Annotated in this window: 1 protein-coding gene; it reads left to right on the forward strand. The window is 70.3% G+C overall.

What is annotated here, in order from left to right:
- Window positions 1-1,278: beta-ketoacyl reductase (locus FLV34_RS39265; protein WP_147945583.1), on the forward strand; the 1,278-nt coding region annotated here is incomplete at both ends.

A 1,278-nucleotide genomic window follows, 5' to 3' on the forward strand; every position in this document is an offset into this window, starting at 1 on the left:
CCGGGTGGAGTGGTCACCGCTGGATCCCGTGCCGGCCCCGCGCGAGGCATGGGCGGTGCTCGGCGACCGCCCGCTCTACGACACACTGCGCCAAACCGTCACCGCCTCCTTCTACGAAGACCTGACCACCCTCACCGACGCCATCACCGCCCCCGACAACGCCCCCGGCAACGCCGCCGATCCAGTCCCCGACCTCATCGTCCTGCCGATCCCCACCCACAGCCCCAACACACACAACACCAGCCCCACCAGCGTGGAAGAAGGCACCACTGGGCACGACAGCCCGGTGGAGACAGCGCACGCGGTGCTCGAACACACCCTGCACACCCTGCAGACCTACCTGACCGACGACCGCCTCGCCGACACCCGCCTGCTCCTGCTCACCCACCACGCCGTCGCCGTCAACAACAACGACCCCATCGACCTGACCACCGCCCCCCTCTGGGGCCTCATCCGCACCGCACAAACCGAACACCCCGGCCGCATCCACCTCATCGACCACGACACCCACCCCAACTCCCTCACCACCCTCCCCCAAGCCACCGCCACCGCCCACCACCACAACGAACCCCACACCGCACTCCGCACCGGAACCCACCTCACCCCACGCCTCACCCCCCACACCCCCCAACCCACCCACACCACCCACACCCCCCACACCACCCACACCACCCACACCACCCAACCCGCCCACCCCCACACCTGGGACCCCAACGGCACCGTCCTGATCACCGGCGGCCTAACCGGCATCGGCGCCCTCCTCGCCCACCACCTCGCCACCCACCACCACATCCGCCACCTCCACCTCGCCGGACGACGCGGCCACAACACCCCCGGCGCCGACCAACTCCTCACCGACCTCACCACCGCCGGCGCCCACGTCACCATCACCGCCACCGACATCACCGACCCCCACGCCGTCCACACCCTCATCAACTCCATCCCCCACGACCACCCCCTCACCGCCGTCATCCACGCCGCCGGCATCACCCACGACACCCCCCTGGCCACCCTCACCCCCCACCACCTCCACCCCGTCCTCGCCCCCAAAATCGACGGCGCCTACCACCTCCACCACCACACCCGCCACCACAACCTCGCCGCCTTCATCCTCTTCTCCTCCATCAGCGGCCTCCTCGGCGGCGCCGCCCAAGCCAACTACGCCGCCGCCAACACCTTCCACGACGCCCTCGCCCACCACCGCCACACCACCGGCCTCCCCGCCACCAGCCTCGCCTGGGGACTATGGGCCCACACCAGCACCCTCACCACCAACCT

This window comes from Microbispora sp. CSR-4 (genome assembly GCF_008033685.1).
Classification (GTDB): Bacteria; Actinomycetota; Actinomycetes; order Streptosporangiales; family Streptosporangiaceae; genus Microbispora.